This window comes from Sphingomonas sp. DBB INV C78 (assembly GCF_042693015.1).
GTDB lineage: Bacteria > Pseudomonadota > Alphaproteobacteria > Sphingomonadales > Sphingomonadaceae > Sphingomonas_E.
Window position 1 is genome coordinate 2,121,577 of record NZ_CP170544.1, and the last position, 15,645, is coordinate 2,137,221.

Sequence of the window (15,645 nt, forward strand, 5' to 3'; positions counted from 1 at the left end):
CCCTCACTCCGCCGCCACCCGTTCGCCCTGCTCCAGCAACGGCGCCAGATAGCGTGCCGTGTAGCTGCGCTTCTCCTTGGCGACCTGTTCCGGCGTGCCGGTGGCGACGATCTCGCCGCCTTTGTCGCCGCCTTCGGGGCCGAGATCGATGATCCAGTCGGCCGTCTTGATGACTTCCAGATTATGTTCGATCACCACCACGCTGTTGCCCTGTTCCACCAGCGCGTGGAGCACTTCCAGCAGCTTGCGGACATCCTCGAAATGCAGGCCGGTGGTGGGTTCATCGAGGATGTAGAGCGTGTTGCCGGTCGCGCGGCGGCTGAGTTCCTTGGCGAGCTTCACGCGCTGCGCCTCGCCGCCCGATAGCGTCGTCGCCTGCTGGCCGACCTTCACATAGCCCAGCCCCACTTCGGCCAGCATCGCCATCTTGTCGCGGATCGGCGGCACGGCCTTGAAGAATTCCACCGCATCCTCGACCGTCATGTCCAGCACGTCGGCGATCGACTTGCCCTTGAACGTCACTTCCAGCGTTTCGCGGTTGTATCTTTTGCCGTGGCAGACATCGCAGGTGACGTACACGTCGGGCAGGAAGTGCATCTCGATCTTCAGCACGCCATCGCCCTGGCACGCCTCGCACCGGCCGCCCTTCACATTGAAGCTGAAGCGGCCGGGCTTGTAGCCGCGGGCCTGGCTTTCGGGGAGGTTGGCGAACCAGTCCCGGATGTTGGTGAAGGCGCCGGTATAGGTGGCCGGGTTGGAGCGCGGGGTGCGGCCGATCGGCGACTGATCGATGTCGATCACCTTGTCGAGATGCTGGAGCCCCTCGATCTTTTCATGATGGCCGGCGAGCATCCGCGCGCCGTTCAGCACCCGCGCGGCGGTGGCGTAGAGCGTGTCGATGGTGAAGGTGGACTTGCCCGATCCCGACACGCCGGTGATGCAGGTAAAGGTGCCGAGCGGGATCGAGGCCGACACGTCCTTGAGGTTGTTGGCCCGCGCGCCGCGGACGGTGAGCTTCTTGCCCGAACCCTTGCGGCGCGTGGCCGGCACGGGGACGGCGCGGCGGCCGGAGAGATAATCGCCGGTGAGCGAGCCTTCGGTGCCGAGGATGTCCGCGAGGCTCCCCTGCGCGACGATCGCGCCGCCATGGACGCCGGCGCCCGGCCCCATATCGATGATATGGTCCGCGGTGCGGATGGCGTCCTCGTCATGCTCGACGACGATGACGGTGTTGCCGAGATCGCGGAGACGGCGCAGCGTGACGAGCAGCCGATCATTGTCGCGCTGGTGGAGGCCGATCGACGGCTCGTCGAGGACGTAGAGCACGCCCGACAGGCCCGAGCCGATCTGTGAGGCCAGGCGGATGCGCTGGCTCTCGCCGCCGGAAAGCGTGCCCGACGTGCGATCCAAGTTGAGATAATCGAGCCCGACATTGTCGAGGAAGCCCAGCCGCTCGACGATCTCCTTCAGGATGCGTTCGGCGATCGCCTTCTGCTGATCGTTCAGATGGTTGGGCATGTCGCGGAAGAAAGCGAGCGCGGGGCCGACCGCGCGGCGGGTGGACATGCTGATGTCCTCGCCGGCGATCTTCACCGCCAGCGCCTCAGGCTTCAGGCGCGCGCCGCCGCACGTCTCGCAGGGTTGGGAGGACTGATACTTGGCCAGCTCCTCGCGCATCCACGCGCTTTCAGTGGAAAGCATCCGGCGGTTGAGGTTGCCGATCACGCCCTCGAACGGCTTCTTCACGTCGTATGATTTCTTGCCGTCGACGAAGGTGAGCGTGACGGGCTTGCCGCCGGTGCCGTGGAGGATGATCAGGCGCACCTCGCCCGGCAGCTCGTTCCACGGCGTATCGAGGCTGAAGCCGAATTCGCGCGCGAGGCTGCCCAGCACCTGCATGTAATAGGGGCTGGGCGGGTTGGACTTGGCCCAGGGGACGACCGCGCCCTTCTTGATCGACAGGCTCTCGTTGGGGACGACCAGTTCCTCCGAGAAGATCAGTTTTTCGCCGAGGCCGTCGCAGGCCGGGCACGCACCCTGCGGCGCGTTGAACGAGAAGAGCCGCGGCTCGATTTCGGCGATGGTGAAGCCGGAGACCGGGCAGGCGAACTTCTCGGAAAAGGTGATGCGGTTGGCGGGCACGCCCGCGCCCTTCATCTGGCCACCGGCATCCTCCGCCTCGCGCCCCGGCACGACGCCGTCGGCGAGATCGACATAAGCGAGGCCTTCCGCCAGCTTGAGCGCAGTTTCGAAGCTCTGCGCCAGCCGCGTCTCCTGCCCTTCGCGGACGACGAGGCGATCGACCACGACCTCGATGTCATGCTTGTATTTCTTGTCGAGCGCGGGGGCTTCCTCGATCTCGTAAAACTCGCCGTCGATGCGGACGCGGGTGAAGCCCTGACGCTGCCATTCGGCCAGTTCCTTGCGATACTCCCCCTTGCGGCCGCGGACGACGGGGGCGAGCAGGTAGAAGCGCGTCCCCTCCGGCAATTGCTGCACGCGATCGACCATCTGCGACACGGTCTGCGCCGCGATGGGCAAGCCGGTGACGGGCGAATAAGGCACGCCGACCCGCGCCCACAGCAGGCGCATATAATCGTAGATCTCGGTGACGGTCGCCACGGTGGAGCGCGGGTTGCGGCTGGTCGTCTTCTGCTCGATCGAGATCGCGGGCGAGAGCCCCTCGATATGATCGACGTCGGGCTTCTGCATCAGCTCGAGGAACTGGCGCGCATAGGCCGACAGCGACTCCACATAGCGCCGCTGCCCCTCGGCATAGATGGTGTCGAAGGCGAGGCTGGATTTGCCCGAGCCCGAGAGGCCGGTGATGACGGTCAGCGTCTCGCGCGGGATATCGACATCCACGCTCTTGAGGTTGTGCTCACGCGCGCCACGAACAGAGAGATGAGTCAGCATAAGGGCGAATGTTCCATATTTGTTCGCACGCGGCAAGGCGCTATTCTGGGGTGAGATGGGCGGCCTAGCTGAGTCGCGCAACCCGTGGAGGATGGCATGGACGCAATGCCTGGCGGCTGCACCTGCGGCGCGGTGCGATACCGGATGCACGGGGCCCCGATGTTCGTCCATTGCTGCCACTGCACCAAATGCCAGACGGAGACGGGCAGCGCCTTCGTGATCAACGCGCTGATCGAGGCCGACCGGGTGGAAGTGCTGTCCGGCGCCCCCGAAAGCGTGATGACGCCGACGGAAAGCGGCCGCCCCCACGAGATCTGGCGCTGCCCCCTATGCTGGACCGCGCTGTGGAGCAGCTATGGCGGCCGCACCGCCATCCGCTTCGTGCGGGTGGGCACGCTGGACGAACCGGGCCGGCTGACGCCCGACATCCACATCTACACGCGATCGAAACTGCCCTGGGTGCGGTTGCCGGAGGGCGTGCCGGCGGTGGAGGCTTATTATGAGCCGCGGGAGTTGTGGCCAAAGGAGAGTTGGGCGCGGAGGGTGGCGGCGTTGGGATAATCGTTTCGCCAACAATTGCGCTTGAAGTTACACCGGCTTCCCGGCCACCACTGCCAAGACATGGATATCGAACAATTCATCGAGCGCTGGCGCAACAATGAGGGCGGCGCGGAGCGTGCCAACTTTCCGCTGTTCCTGACCGAATTGGCGCAGATATTGGGCCTACCCCAGCCCGACCCGGCCGACGCGACCCATGATCACAATGATTATGTGTTCGAACGCGCGGTTACATTCCATGACGAGGCGGGCAAGAGTGGCCATGGCCGCATCGACCTCTACAAGCGCGGCTGTTTCGTGCTGGAAGCCAAGCAGAGCCGGCAGAAGGGCGGCGCCAAGGAAGTGGCGATGTCGCCCGAGCAGGCCGCTTTGCCCGGCTTTGCTGCCGAGCCGGTGCGCGGTCGGCGCAGCGCGCACCGCAACTGGGACGTGCTGATGCGCAACGCGCGCGAACAGGCCGAGCAATGTGCCCGCGCCCTGCCGCCCGAACATGGCTGGCCGCCCTTCATCCTGGTGTGCGACGTCGGCCACGCGATCGAGGTGTTCGCCGACTTTTCCGGCCAGGGAAAGAATTACCGGCATTCCCCGATCGCGGCGGATTCCGCATCTATCTGGACGATCTGCGCGATCCGGACGTGCAGGCGCGGATCAAGGCGATCTGGCTGGACCCGCACAGCCTGGACCCGGCAAAACGAGCCGCTGTCGTGACCCGCGATATCGCGAAGCGGCTGGCGCATGTCAGCAAGCTGCTGGAAGACCGGGGATATCAGGCCGAGCCGGTGGCGCATTTCCTGATGCGCTGCCTGTTTACGATGTTTGCTGAGGATACCGGGCTGCTGGAAACTGGCAGCTTCACCGAAGTATTGGACGATGCCCGGCGCAATCCGGAAAGCTTTGCGCCGATGCTGGAGGATCTGTGGCGTACCATGGACAGCGGCGGTTTTTCCCCGCTGATGCGCAGAACGATCCGCAAGTTCAACGGTGGGCTGTTTGCCGAAAAGACCGCCATCCCGCTGCACAAGGAGGAAATAGGCGAGCTTTACGAGGCGGCGAAACATGTCTGGACCGAGGTGGAGCCGGCTATCTTCGGCACCTTGCTGGAACAGGCACTCGACAAGGAGGAGCGCAAGCGGCTTGGCGCGCATTACACGCCGCGCGCTTATGTCGAACGACTGGTGGTGGCGACGATCATCGAGCCGTTGCAGCGCGAATGGGAAGGTGATGTGCTGGGCACGGTGGAGCGCGAACGCGTTGCCGATCCGCAGGCGGCGATCCGGGCCGTGCATGATTTCCATGTGAAGCTGGCGCAGACCAAGGTTTTGGACCCGGCCTGCGGCACCGGCAATTTCCTGTATGTCGCGCTGGAACTGATGAAGCGGCTGGAAGGCGATGTGCTGGAGGTGCTGGCCGATCTTGGCGGGCAGGAAGCGCTGGCGATGGAGACCGAGACCGTCCACCCCCGCAACTTCCTGGGCATGGAACTGAACCCGCGCGCGGCCGCCATTGCCGAACTGGTGCTGTGGCTGGGCTATCTGCAATGGCAGATGCGCAACGGCACCAGCATCAGCGATCCCGTGCTGGAAAAACTGAGCAACATCACTGCCATGGATGCGGTGCTGAAACATGATCCAGAGCGGACCAAAGCGGATGGGACTGGCACCGAACTGCCCAATCCGCGCCGGCCGGAATGGCCGCAGGCGGATTATATCGTCGGCAATCCGCCGTTTATCGGCAAGGGTGCGGCACTTCGCTCCGCGTTGGGCGATCACTACGTCGAGGCGCTTTGGAAGGCGAATCCAAAGCTGAATAAATCCGCAGATTTCGTGATGTATTGGTGGGACCGGGCGGCCGGGCAACTGACTGCTAAGGGAACGCGGCTGAAGCGCTTCGGCTTTGTCACCACCAATTCGATCACCCAGGAATTCAGCCGTCGGACGATCGCTAAGTATCTGGACGGACGGCCGCCAATCAGCCTGCTGATGGCAATCCCCGATCACCCTTGGACCAAGGCGACCCGCGACGCCGCCGCTGTGCGGATCGCTATGGCGGTGGCTGAAGCCGGCAGGCGCGACGGCACGCTACTAGAGGTGACGCACGAAAGCAGGCTCGAAACGGACGCTCCCGAAATCCATTTCCGTTTGCAGAACGGTCAAATAAACCCTGACTTGACCATCGGCGCAGACGCGGCATCTGCTTTCGATCTTAGGTCGAACGACGGATTGTGCTGCAATGGCATGATGCTCGCCGCCCGCGGTTTCGTGCTGAGCGAAACCGAGGCCCAATATCTATTGCAATCCGGCGATAAAGCAGGCGCGATCGTTAAGCCCTACCTTGGAGGGGCTGACTTGGTGCGGCGGACACCGAAGCGTTGGGTGATAGATGCCTTTGGACTAGATGATGCCACGCTGCGGACGACATTTTCCGCCATTTATCAGCACCTGCTCACCACAGTTAAGCCGGTCCGAGCTGCGAACCGACGAGAGTCCTTTAGAACGCGCTGGTGGATTTTCGGCGAGCCTCGAAGAACTTTTCGGCCCGCATTGAGTGGACTGCACCGGTACATCGGTACAACCGAAACGTCGAAACATAGAATTTTCCAATTCATCGATTCCAATGTCGTTCCCGACCATATGATCGTCTGCTTCGCATTCGACTGTGCTTATGAGTTGGGCATACTGATGAGCAGGTTTCATACAGAATGGGCTCTTCGCGTCGGAGGATGGCTTGGCGTGGGGAACGACCCTCGATACTCAAAAAGCAAAATATTCGATCCCTACCCATTCCCCGATGCCACGCCCGGGCAGCGCCAGATCATCGGCGATCTCGCCGAGGAGCTTGATGCCACGCGCAAGGAGGTGCTGGCCGAGCATAACGATCTGACGCTGACCGGCCTCTATAATCTGCGCGAGAAGTTGAAGGCCGGCGCGGCGTTCGACATGGTCGAACAGGACCAGCGCCGGCGCGGTCGGGTGGATATCATCGCCGAACTGCATGACCGGATCGATGCCGCCGTCGCCGACGCCTATGGCTGGCCGGCGGATCTTTCCGACGAGGAGATCGTCGCCCGGCTGGTCGCGCTCAATGCCGAGCGCCATGCCGAGGAGAAGGCCGGCAAGGTCCGCTGGCTGCGGCCCGATTACCAGATCCCCAAAGCCGGCATCACCGTGCTGCCAACCGCGCCGAAGGGCCAGCAGATCGAAGCCGCGCTACCCGAAACCGCGGCGAAAAAGCCGGCCTTCCCGCGCGAGGCCATTGGCCAGACGGCGGCAGTGCTGGCCGATCTGCGCCGCGGCGGCGTGCTGACGGCCGAAGCGATCGCCCGCCGCTACACCCAGGGCCGCAAGGTGGAGGGGCGGATCACCGCGACGCTGGAGGCGCTGGTGCGGCTGGGCCATGTCAGCGCCGAAGGTGACGGATATCGATTGCGCAAGGTGGCGTGAGGCCTCTTTGCTGCAAAGGCCGGACTTGTTGGATCGGGCCTCACATTGCCAGGCCAATGACGGCAAGCCCGACTGACATTTGACGCCGCCCGCCCCCGCCCCTTAGCTCGGCACCTCATCCTACGCGCGAGGCGGAAATGAAGATCGGCGTCTGCATGCCCTATATGGCCCGCGATTATGATCGCGATCGTATCCTTGGCTGGGCGCGGCAGATCGATGAGGGGCCGTTCGACAGCCTTTCCTGCGGGGAGCGGATCACGGGCTATTCCTACGAAATGCATTCGATCCTGTGCGCGGCCGCCGCGGTGACGGAGCGGGTGCGGATCATGCCTTCGCTCTATGTGCTGCCGATGCGGTCTGCCGTGATGACGGCGAAGGAGGTGGCGACGCTCGACGCGATTTCGGGCGGGCGCGTGGGCATCACCGTCGGCGTCGGCGGGCGCGAGAAGGATTATCAGGCGGTCGGCGCGCCGTTCAGCCACCGCCACCAGCGCCTCGACGATCAGGTCGCCGAGATGAAGCGGGTATGGCGTGGCGAGATATTGCATGAGGGCATGGACGAGATCGGCCCCAATCCGCCGCAGGGGCCGAACATCCCGATCTATGCCGGGGCGATGGGGCCGAAGGCGATCGCGCGGGCATCCGCCTGGGCGGACGGCGTCTATGGCACGTCGATGCTGGGCGACCGCGCGGGGCATCAGGCGATCTATGACATGGCGAAGGCCGCGTGGAAGGAGCGCGGCCGCGCGGACAAGCCCTATCTGATCGGCAGCTTCTGGTGCTCGCTTTCGCCCGATGCGGAGCAGGATCTGCGCACCTATATCTATGATTATATGAAATATATCGGCGAGGATGTGGGGCGCGGCATGGCGGCCGCGGCGACGCGCTTCACTCCGCAAGCGATCCGCGAAGCCATCGAGAATGTCCGCGCGGCGGGGGCGGACGAACTGCTGATCTGCCCGGCGACCGCCCATTATGACGAGGTGGAGCGGCTGGCCGAGCTGATCGGCTGACAGACGCGCGGCTCCGCGATCTGCGCCCACAATATTCGACGGCAAATGGATCGATCGAACTATATCTTTCAGGGATATGAAGAATATTGACGACAAAAGATGATCGTGTATGGCGCCGATCGAACATTTTGTCAGGAACTTGATGTGACATCTTCGCGCCAATATTGTTTCATTTCCATGACAACTTGCCTGGCCTTTGCGATGCTGGCCGGATGCGCGACCGCCAAAGTGGAGCGCGCTCCACTGCCGAGCCCGCTGCCCACCGCGCAGGTGACGGCGCGCGGCGAGACGGCGGCGGTCGCCACCGCCAATGCCGACGCGGCGGACGACCCCGCGATCTGGCGCAATGTCGCCGACCCGGCCGCCAGCCTGATCGTCGGCACCGACAAGAAAGCCGGCCTGCACGTCTATGATTTGAAGGGCGTGGACCGATCCTTCATCGACGCGGGCCAGGTGAACAATGTCGACCTGCGCGACATGGGGGCGAAGGGAATCGTGGTGGTCGCGAGCGACCGCAACGACCGGGCGAATTCCAAGCTGGCCCTGTTCACACTCGACCCCGCGACCGCCAGGCTGACGCCGCGGGGGATGATCGCATCGGGCGCGGGCGAAGCCTATGGCGTCTGCCTCTACCAGGCGGGGGATGCGCTTCACGCCTTCATGGTGCTGAAGGACGGCACCATCAATCAGATCGCGATCGACCTGGGCGGCGCCGCGTTCAGCGGACGGATCGTGCGCAGCATGAAGCTCGGCACCCAATCCGAAGGGTGCGCGGTCGATGACCGGACGGGGCGGCTCTATGTCGCGGAGGAAGATGTCGGCCTGTGGCGGTTCGACGCGGCGGCCGATGGCGCCACCGCACCGGTGAAGATCGCCGCGGCGGACGGGCAGCAGATCGTCGCCGATGCCGAAGGCGTGGCGATCGCTCCGGAGGGCGACGCGGGCGGCTATCTGGTCGTTTCCAGCCAGGGCGACAATGCCTATGCGGTCTATCGGCTGGCGGATGAGGGCTATGTCGGCCGCTTCCGCATCGCCCAAGGCGCGATCGGCGCGACCGAGGAAACCGACGGCATCGACATCGTGGCGGGCGATTTCGGGGCGGATTACCCGGCGGGGCTGATGGTCGCGCAGGACGGCATCAACGCCCCCAAGGCGCAGAATTTCAAGCTGGTGAGCTGGGCTGACGTGAAGCGGGCGCTCGACCTGCCTTGAGCCGGCGGCGCGGTCAGCCGGCCGGCCGTTCCCAGGTGAATATGCCGTAGCGCATCGCGCCGGTGCGGTAGGCGAGGATCAGGCGCGGCAGGCTGAGCGCGAACAGGCGGTTGCGGCCGCCGAGCGCGAGGCGCAGCGTCGCCGGATCGCTGACGAGGCTGCGGGCGAAACGCCGGGCGCAGATGGTCCAGGTGCGGGCGACGTCGCGGCTGATGTCGCGGTAGAAGAGTTGGCTGAAGCCGGCTTCGGCAGCGAGCGCCTGATAATCGCTGCGGCTGCCCATCGACGGCAGGCGACCTTCGCGGCAGATCGGTTCGAGCAGGTGGCGGACGCGCCAGCGCGACGGCTGCTCCTCCGCCAGCCAGGCGCAGACGGTGAGGCGGCCACCGGGCTTGAGCACGCGGAACGCCTCGGCGAAGAAGCGGGCCTTGTCTTCCATATGCTCCGAACTTTCGATCGCATAAGCGCGGTCGAAGGCGGCGTCGGGAAGATCATTGTTCAGCCAGTCGGCGACGCGCAGATCCACACCGTCCGCCGGCGGGGCGTGGGCCGCCTGCTCGGCCGAAAGGGTGAAGCCGGTGACATGGACACCGTGGCGCGCGGCGAAGCGGCGGGCGGTGGCGCCGTAACCACAGCCGATATCCACCGCCCGCTGTCCGGGTACCAGGACGAGGCAGGCGGCGACGAGATCGGACAGCGCCTCCACCGCCTGGACTGGGCTTTCGTCGCCGCGCATCCAATAGCCGTGATGGACATGTTCGCCCCACAAGGCGCGATAGACGGGATCGAGTTCGTCATAATGATCGGCAACGTCGGCCGCGGCCTGCGGGCGATTGGGATGGATCATCGGCGCACTCCCCCTGCCCCACTATCGTGGCCGATCCACGAGCATATGAAAAGACGCCGCCGCACCCCCCGATGCGACGGCGTCCCACACGCCCGTTTCCATCGCTTCCCCCCGAAAGCGATGGAGCGGTCGTCAGGCGAAGACGATCTTCGTCCGGCGCTGGCGCATCGCGCCGCCGACGAGGCCGAAGCCCGTTATCATCATCGCCCAGGCAGCCGGTTCCGGCACGGCCGCGACCGTTACCGAATTGAGGCGGAAGCCATCGTTGGAGGCGTTGTTGGTAGCGAACCAGAATTCCGAAAAACCGCCTGTGTTGAAGTTGACGGTGTAGGTGCTGCCCGAACCCGTGCCGGTGGCGCCGCCGCCAAAGCCGGTGCCGCTGCCCGGACCATCGAACTTGCCCGAAAAGCCGATGCGAACGATCTGACCGTCGGACTTGATGCCGAACAGGTTGAGCGTGTCATCGCTGTCGATCTGCGAGAAGATGGCGGAGGCCAGCGCATGATCGCCCGGCGTAACCTTGACCGACAGCAGTTCGTTCAGGCCGTTGGTGTCGATCTGGTTGCATTCGCCGGCAGTTTCGGTGCCGCCGGGGCAGACGCCCAGGCCAAAGCTGTCGCGGCCGATGATCGCGGTAGTCAGGAGCGGCTGGATGGTTGCGACATTGCTGCCATTGGCGAGCGCGGTGAAGGCCGCAGGCGAATAAGCGGAATCGGCATAGCTGTAACCACTGGTGACGAGCGTGGTGCCGCCGACCGTGTAGGTGTAGCTCGTCTGAGTCTTTTGCGCGGCGCCACCGAGATTGAAGGTGACGGCAGCCGAAGCGGGGGCCGCAACCAGCGCCGAGGCAGCAGCAACAATAAAGCCGATATTACGCATGAAAACTCCTCGATCGCCGCCCCCTGCGAGCGACTTGCCTGCCGGTTAGCAAGTGCGATGCCAACATCCCACACCCCGCATTCCCGGCCGGATTCGTTACACCCCATGCTTTGCACGATATGGTTAATGTAAGATTTACCGGCAGTTGGGGCGGAGGATGACGGGCCTGCGGGAAAGGATTAGGAGCGGCAGCGATAATGAGGAGGCCCCGATGACGATCCGCCCGCGCCGCAGCGCGCTCTATATGCCCGCATCCAACGCCAAGGCGATCGAGAAGGCGCGGATGCTCGACTGCGATGTGGTGATCCTCGACCTTGAAGATGCGGTCGCGCCCGAGCTGAAGGCGGAGGCGCGCGCGGCGGCGGTGGCGGCGGTGCGCGACGGCGGCTTCGGCCGGCGCGAGCTGGTGATCCGCACTAACGGGATCGACACGCCATGGGGCGCGGACGATCTGGCGGCGGCCGCCGCGGCGCGGCCCGATGCGATCCTGGTGCCCAAGGTGGATGATGGTGCGGATGTCGGCCGCTACGCCGCGGCGACCGGCGGGGTGCCGCTGTGGCTGATGATCGAAACGACGCGATCGGTGTTCCGGCTCGACGAGATCGGCGCGGCACTGGCCAAGGCCGGCAGCGGTGCCTTCGTGCTTGGAACCAACGACCTCGCCAAGGAAATGGGCGCGCGGCCCGGCGTGTTGCGCGCGCCGTTCCAGGGGATGCTGGGGCTCGCGGTGGCGGCGGCGCGGGCCAATGGCCATGCGATCCTGGACGGAGTGTATAATGCGATCGACGATGAAGCGGGACTTGCCGAGCAATGCGCGCAGGGCATGGAATTCGGCTTCGATGGCAAGACTTTGATCCATCCCAAGCAAATCGCCACGTGCAACGCCGCCTTCACCCCCGATGCAGCCGCCGTGGAATGGGCGCGGACGATCGTCGCGGCGTTTGCAGCGCCCGAAAATGCCGCCAAGGGCGCGATCCGGGTCGATGGCAAGATGGTCGAGCGGCTGCACCTGGCGCAGGCGGAGCGCGACCTAGCGGTGGCGGAATGGGCGCGGTAGAATTGAAAAAATCGCCGGCGGACAGGGGGGAATCAAAGGGTCCGCCGGCGCTTAAGTTTTGCCCGATGTACGAGTCGCAATCGTAATCGAGCGTGCACGTTGAACGATGGCACGGCATCGTTGTTCCACCTTAAGTCCTTATTTTCGCGTTAAAATATTAAAAAATATGCCTATAGATGCCCGCCAACAGGCCTGGAACCTGCCGACGGACACCCTTTGGCCTAGCGACGAAATACGCAACCGGCCGCCATGCAGTTAGGACAGCGCTTCAGACGCTTTCTGGTTCCCGAATGAGGTTGAAAACTCGTCTTCAATCCTGACGCGGATGGCCGTGGAGTGCGGCATCGAGCGCGGCCTTGTCCAACCCGCCTTCCCAGCGCGAGACGACGACGGTGGCGACGGCATTGCCGATGAAGTTGGTAAGGCTGCGGCACTCGCTCATGAAACGGTCGACGCCAAGGATCAGCGCCATGCCGGCGACCGGCACCGAAGGCACCACCGAGAGCGTCGCAGCCAGCGTGATGAAGCCCGATCCGGTGACGCCTGCCGCGCCCTTGGACGAAAGCATCGCGACGAGGAGCAGCAACACCTGTTCCTCCAATGACAGATGGATGCCGGTCGCCTGCGCGATGAACAGCGCCGCCAGCGTCATATAGATGTTGGTGCCGTCCAGATTGAACGAATAGCCGGTGGGAACGACAAGGCCGACGACCGCCTTGGGGCAGCCGGCAATCTCCATCTTCTGGATCAATGCAGGGAGCGCGCTTTCGGAGGAGGAGGTGCCGAGCACCAGCAACAGTTCCGCCTTGAGGTAAGCGATCAACCGCAGGATCGAGAAGCCGTTATACCAGGCGACCGCCCCCAGCACGCCGAGCACGAAGATCAAAGAGGTGAGGTAGAAGGTCGCGACCAAAGCGACGAGATTGACGAGGCTCGCCAGCCCATATTTGCCGATGGTGAAGGCCATCGCCCCGAACGCGCCGATGGGGGCTGCGCGCATCAGGATGCCGACCATCTTGAACACGGCATGCGCCACGGTTTCGAGGAGATCGACGACCGGCTGGGCCCGGCCGCCAAGCATGGTGAGCGAGATGCCGAACAGGATCGCGACGAACAGCACCTGCAGGATCTCGCCTTCCGCCAGCGCACTCAGGAAGGTGTTCGGGATGATGTGCATGAGGAAGCCGACGAGCGACTGTTCATGTGCCTTCTGCGCATATTCGGCGACCTTGCCGGCTTCGAGCGTCGCCGGATCGATGTTCATGCCCGCGCCCGGCTGGACGACATTTGCGACGATCAGCCCGACGATCAAAGCGAGCGTGGAGAAGGTGAGGAAATAAGCGAAGGCCTTGAGCGCGACGCGGCCGACCGTGCCCAATTCCTTCATGCCGGCAATGCCGGTGACGATGGTGAGGAAGATGACGGGCGCGATGACCATCTTCACCAGCTTGATGAAGGCATCGCCAAGCGGCTTCAGCGAGGCGCCGAATTCAGGCCAGAAATGGCCGATCGTGATGCCGGCCGCGATCGCGACGAGCACCTGGAAATAAAGCTGCGTCCAGAGACGGCGGCGGCGCGGCGGCTCCCCAACGATCGGTTCATCAGCGACGATCATGGAATTGCGGCCCCTCCCCCCGGTTGTATCGCCTGTTTGCCGGGGGCGCAGGGCGAAGTCGAGGGGGCGTTGACTTTATATGCGCATAATTGCATATATACCATTATGCATATTGATCGATTCCAGACATTGGCCGACCCGACCCGGCGCCGCGTGATGGACGCATTGTGCCGGGGCGAGCGACAGGTGAACGACATCGTCGACGAAGTGGGCATCCATCAATCGGGCGTATCCCGCCATCTGCGTATCCTGCACGAGGCCGGCTTCGTTACCGTGCGGCCGGATGGCCAGCGACGGCTCTATTCGCTGAAGCCCGAGCCGTTCCGCGAGCTGGACGACTGGCTGGCCAAATATCGCCAGCTCTGGGAAGCGCGGCTCGACCGCTTCGGCGCCGCGCTGGAGGCCCGCCAGAATCTCAAGAACAGTAAAGAGGAGCGTGAAGGATGAGCGACATGATCGAGGCGAGCCTGGTCGTCGAACGGACCTACAAGGCGTCGGTCGAGGAATTGTGGGATCTGTGGACGACCAAGGAGGGCTTCGCTTCCTGGTGGGGACCGCAGGAATTTCGTGCCGATGTCCACATGCTCGAGGGGCGGTTGGGCGGCGCGCTGCACTATGACATGGTTGCGGATACGCCGGCGGCGATCAAGGCGATGCAGGATATGGGCGAGGCCGTATCGCACGAGACGCGCGGCACCTTCACCGAGTTCGAACCCTGTAAGCGGCTGGTCCTGACCCACATCATCGATTTCCTGCCCGGCGTGGAGCCGTATGAGAACAGGATCGTCGTGCAGTTCTTTCCTGCCGCTGACGGGCAGGTGCGGATGGTCGTGACGCTAACCGGGATGCACAGCCCCGAATTCACGCAGATGCAGATCGAGGGCTTCACCAGCCAGCTTACCAAGCTGGACAAGCGCTATGGGTGGAAGGCCGACGGCTGACGCCGAAGGCACAAGCGGGCAGCCGAAGGAAGAAGAAGACCCTCACCCAACCCTCTCCCGTAAACGGGAGAGGGCTAAACGCGGTTCAACCCGCCTTCGCGATCACCTCGTCGGCGAAGCGGCGGAGGTCGGCTTTCTTCTCGTCGAGCGGCTGGGCATCCGCCTCGACCGCGTAGAGGTTGCGGAAGGCAACGGCGATGTCGGTGACGCCGGCGTCGCGCAGGCGCTTCACTTCGTCGAGCGTGACCATCGAACCGTGCGCCGTGGTGAAGATGCGATAGGGCTTGTCCGCGGTGCCGAGTTCGGCGCGATAGGCGGCGAGCGTGTCGAGCAGCGGTTTGGTCTGTTCATAGCTGCCGCCGGCGCAGAGCCAGCCGTCGAAGCGGGCCGCGCGCTTCAGCGCCGCATCCGAATGGCCGCCGATCAGGATCGGCAGCGGCTTGGTGGGCACCGGGTTCAGCTTGACCGGGGCGATATCGTAGAACTCGCCCTTGAAGCCGTAATAGCCGCCATTGGTGAGGCCGCGGACGATTTCGAGGCATTCGTCGAAGCGCTTGCCGCGCTTGGCGAAATCGACCCCCATAACGGCATAGTCTTCTTCCCACACCGAAAGACCGACGCCGAAGTTGAAGCGGTTGTTGGTGATCGCCGCAACCGAGGCGGCAAGCTTGGCCGAATAAAGCGGCGGGCGGACGGGCAGCTTCACGACGTTGGTGGTGAGTTCGAGCTTCGTTGTCGACGCGCCCATCGCGGTGGCGAGGATGAAGCTTTCGATGAAGGGCTTGTTTTCCAGAAACTCACGCCCGCCATCGGCGGTGTAGGTATATTTGCTGTCGGTTTCCTGCGGATAGATCAGGCTGTCTGGGATCATATAGCCCGCATAGCCATGCGCTTCGGCATCGATCGCCAACGGCACCAGATTTTCGAACGGCGTCATCGATTCGGCGTGGTGGAAACGCATGGGTGCCGGCTCCTCGTCTTGATCTTTCGGGTCGGGGAGCGGGTTAGCGGATCGCGGGGAGAACGGCCAGAATCGCGATCGGGCCGGGTTTGGCGGAAGGGACGTGGGATGCGTTCATCACCGTCACCCTGAACTTGTTTCAGGGTCCATACGAGCCGTTCGAACAGACGCTAGCGCCCATATGGATGCTGAAACAAGTTCAGCAT

13 protein-coding genes are annotated in these 15,645 nt (G+C 64.0%); 8 read left to right on the forward strand and 5 right to left on the reverse strand.

What is annotated here, in order from left to right:
* Positions 1-3 precede the first annotated feature (3 nt).
* On the reverse strand, positions 4-2,916 hold the full coding sequence (uvrA, locus tag ACFB49_RS10155) for an excinuclease ABC subunit UvrA (protein ID WP_380879065.1): 2,913 nt from the start codon (positions 2,914-2,916) through the stop codon (positions 4-6).
* 96 nt (positions 2,917-3,012) lie between these two features.
* Between uvrA and ACFB49_RS10160 the strand changes: the two genes are divergently transcribed.
* The 5 genes from ACFB49_RS10160 (at position 3,013) to ACFB49_RS10180 (ending at position 9,139) form a co-directional block, all read left to right on the forward strand.
* Positions 3,013-3,477, forward strand: coding sequence for a GFA family protein (locus ACFB49_RS10160; RefSeq protein WP_380879067.1), 465 nt, complete (start codon positions 3,013-3,015; stop codon positions 3,475-3,477).
* Between the two features lie 60 nt (positions 3,478-3,537).
* Positions 3,538-4,182: a type IIL restriction-modification enzyme MmeI gene (locus ACFB49_RS10165; RefSeq protein WP_380879069.1), complete on the forward strand. Its 645-nt coding sequence runs from the start codon at positions 3,538-3,540 to the stop codon at positions 4,180-4,182.
* Complete coding sequence (locus ACFB49_RS10170; RefSeq protein ID WP_380879071.1) at positions 4,179-6,914, forward strand: class I SAM-dependent DNA methyltransferase; 2,736 nt, start codon at positions 4,179-4,181, stop codon at positions 6,912-6,914. Before ACFB49_RS10165 ends, ACFB49_RS10170 begins: the two co-directional genes overlap by 4 nt.
* Positions 6,915-7,051: 137 nt before the next feature.
* Positions 7,052-7,927 (forward strand): LLM class flavin-dependent oxidoreductase, encoded by an 876-nt coding sequence (locus ACFB49_RS10175; RefSeq protein ID WP_380879073.1) that lies wholly within the window; start codon positions 7,052-7,054, stop codon positions 7,925-7,927.
* A 177-nt stretch (positions 7,928-8,104) separates the two neighbouring features.
* Entirely contained in the window at positions 8,105-9,139 is a 1,035-nt protein-coding gene (locus ACFB49_RS10180; RefSeq protein ID WP_380879075.1) for a phytase, read from the forward strand.
* Positions 9,140-9,152: 13 nt separating this feature from the next.
* Here ACFB49_RS10180 and ACFB49_RS10185 read toward each other — a convergent pair whose 3' ends face one another.
* Both ACFB49_RS10185 and ACFB49_RS10190 read right to left on the reverse strand, forming a co-directional pair.
* A complete protein-coding gene (locus ACFB49_RS10185; protein WP_380879077.1) occupies positions 9,153-9,986 on the reverse strand; it encodes a class I SAM-dependent methyltransferase in 834 nt (277 codons plus the stop codon).
* Between the two features lie 132 nt (positions 9,987-10,118).
* Positions 10,119-10,865: a PEPxxWA-CTERM sorting domain-containing protein gene (locus ACFB49_RS10190; RefSeq protein WP_380879079.1), complete on the reverse strand. Its 747-nt coding sequence runs from the start codon at positions 10,863-10,865 to the stop codon at positions 10,119-10,121.
* A gap of 211 nt (positions 10,866-11,076) precedes the next feature.
* On the opposite strand from ACFB49_RS10190, the gene ACFB49_RS10195 reads away from it, so the two are divergent.
* Positions 11,077-11,922 carry an HpcH/HpaI aldolase/citrate lyase family protein gene (locus ACFB49_RS10195; protein ID WP_380879081.1) on the forward strand — a complete coding sequence of 282 codons (846 nt, stop codon included), beginning with the start codon at positions 11,077-11,079 and terminating at the stop codon, positions 11,920-11,922.
* 310 nt (positions 11,923-12,232) lie between these two features.
* On the opposite strand, the gene ACFB49_RS10200 is transcribed toward ACFB49_RS10195, so the two are convergent.
* Positions 12,233-13,537, reverse strand: a complete 1,305-nt coding sequence (locus ACFB49_RS10200; protein WP_380879082.1) for a dicarboxylate/amino acid:cation symporter — start codon at positions 13,535-13,537, stop codon at positions 12,233-12,235.
* Positions 13,538-13,642: 105 nt separating this feature from the next.
* Between ACFB49_RS10200 and ACFB49_RS10205 the strand changes: the two genes are divergently transcribed.
* Both ACFB49_RS10205 and ACFB49_RS10210 read left to right on the forward strand, forming a co-directional pair.
* Positions 13,643-13,984 carry an ArsR/SmtB family transcription factor gene (locus tag ACFB49_RS10205; protein WP_380879084.1) on the forward strand — a complete coding sequence of 114 codons (342 nt, stop codon included), beginning with the start codon at positions 13,643-13,645 and terminating at the stop codon, positions 13,982-13,984.
* Positions 13,981-14,478 (forward strand): SRPBCC domain-containing protein, encoded by a 498-nt coding sequence (locus tag ACFB49_RS10210; RefSeq protein ID WP_380879085.1) that lies wholly within the window; start codon positions 13,981-13,983, stop codon positions 14,476-14,478. Before ACFB49_RS10205 ends, ACFB49_RS10210 begins: the two co-directional genes overlap by 4 nt.
* A gap of 85 nt (positions 14,479-14,563) precedes the next feature.
* On the opposite strand, the gene ACFB49_RS10215 is transcribed toward ACFB49_RS10210, so the two are convergent.
* Complete coding sequence (locus tag ACFB49_RS10215) at positions 14,564-15,439, reverse strand: LLM class flavin-dependent oxidoreductase (RefSeq protein ID WP_380879087.1); 876 nt, start codon at positions 15,437-15,439, stop codon at positions 14,564-14,566.
* Between the last annotated feature and the right edge of the window lie 206 nt (positions 15,440-15,645).

Excerpts from the sequence above, each read along its gene's own strand:
- ACFB49_RS10175 (WP_380879073.1), top strand. The coding sequence starts at position 7,052 with ATGAAGATCGGCGTCTGCATGCCCTATATGGCCCGCGATTATGATCGC.
- ACFB49_RS10200 (WP_380879082.1), bottom strand. The coding sequence starts at position 13,537 with ATGATCGTCGCTGATGAACCGATCGTTGGGGAGCCGCCGCGCCGCCGC.
- ACFB49_RS10160 (WP_380879067.1), top strand. The coding sequence starts at position 3,013 with ATGGACGCAATGCCTGGCGGCTGCACCTGCGGCGCGGTGCGATACCGG.
- ACFB49_RS10215 (WP_380879087.1), bottom strand. The coding sequence starts at position 15,439 with ATGCGTTTCCACCACGCCGAATCGATGACGCCGTTCGAAAATCTGGTG.
- ACFB49_RS10210 (WP_380879085.1), top strand. The coding sequence starts at position 13,981 with ATGAGCGACATGATCGAGGCGAGCCTGGTCGTCGAACGGACCTACAAG.
- ACFB49_RS10190 (WP_380879079.1), bottom strand. The coding sequence starts at position 10,865 with ATGCGTAATATCGGCTTTATTGTTGCTGCTGCCTCGGCGCTGGTTGCG.
- uvrA (WP_380879065.1), bottom strand. The coding sequence starts at position 2,916 with ATGCTGACTCATCTCTCTGTTCGTGGCGCGCGTGAGCACAACCTCAAG.
- ACFB49_RS10205 (WP_380879084.1), top strand. The coding sequence starts at position 13,643 with ATGCATATTGATCGATTCCAGACATTGGCCGACCCGACCCGGCGCCGC.
- ACFB49_RS10195 (WP_380879081.1), top strand. The coding sequence starts at position 11,077 with ATGACGATCCGCCCGCGCCGCAGCGCGCTCTATATGCCCGCATCCAAC.
- ACFB49_RS10185 (WP_380879077.1), bottom strand. The coding sequence starts at position 9,986 with ATGATCCATCCCAATCGCCCGCAGGCCGCGGCCGACGTTGCCGATCAT.
- ACFB49_RS10180 (WP_380879075.1), top strand. The coding sequence starts at position 8,105 with ATGACAACTTGCCTGGCCTTTGCGATGCTGGCCGGATGCGCGACCGCC.
- ACFB49_RS10165 (WP_380879069.1), top strand. The coding sequence starts at position 3,538 with ATGGATATCGAACAATTCATCGAGCGCTGGCGCAACAATGAGGGCGGC.